Source organism: Pseudomonas frederiksbergensis, assembly GCF_003732665.1.
Classification (GTDB): domain Bacteria; phylum Pseudomonadota; class Gammaproteobacteria; order Pseudomonadales; family Pseudomonadaceae; genus Aquipseudomonas; species Aquipseudomonas frederiksbergensis_G.
This window is the reverse complement of the sequence record NZ_MOBP01000191.1, coordinates 1-282: the sequence shown is the minus strand read 5'-3', so window position 1 is coordinate 282 and position 282 is coordinate 1. Positions and strand designations below refer to the sequence as shown.

The following is a 282-nucleotide window of genomic DNA, read 5'->3' as shown; positions in this document are numbered from 1 at the left end:
CATCCAGTACGCTCGCGCCGATCTGGAACATCTCGACTTGAGCAAAGAAAGTTTCGACCTGGCCTATAGCTGTCTGGCGTTGGACTACATGAAGGGTCTACCCGGCCGGTGTGCTAACATTTACGCAGCACTGAAACCCGGTTCGCGTTTTGTGTTTTCCATCGAACACCCGATTCTCATGGCACCGCGTAATGCGGGTTGGTTGATCGATGGGGAAGGTCACAAGCGGTGGCCGCTGGACAGTTATCAATTGGAAGGTGAGCGGGTGACTAATTGGCTGGC

Annotated in this window: 1 protein-coding gene; it reads left to right on the top strand. The window is 54.3% G+C overall.

Annotated features, from left to right (window positions below; genetic code table 11):
* Nucleotides 1-282 (top strand): methyltransferase domain-containing protein (locus BK665_RS33765; protein ID WP_123410663.1); only part of this gene is annotated, 282 nt, incomplete at both ends.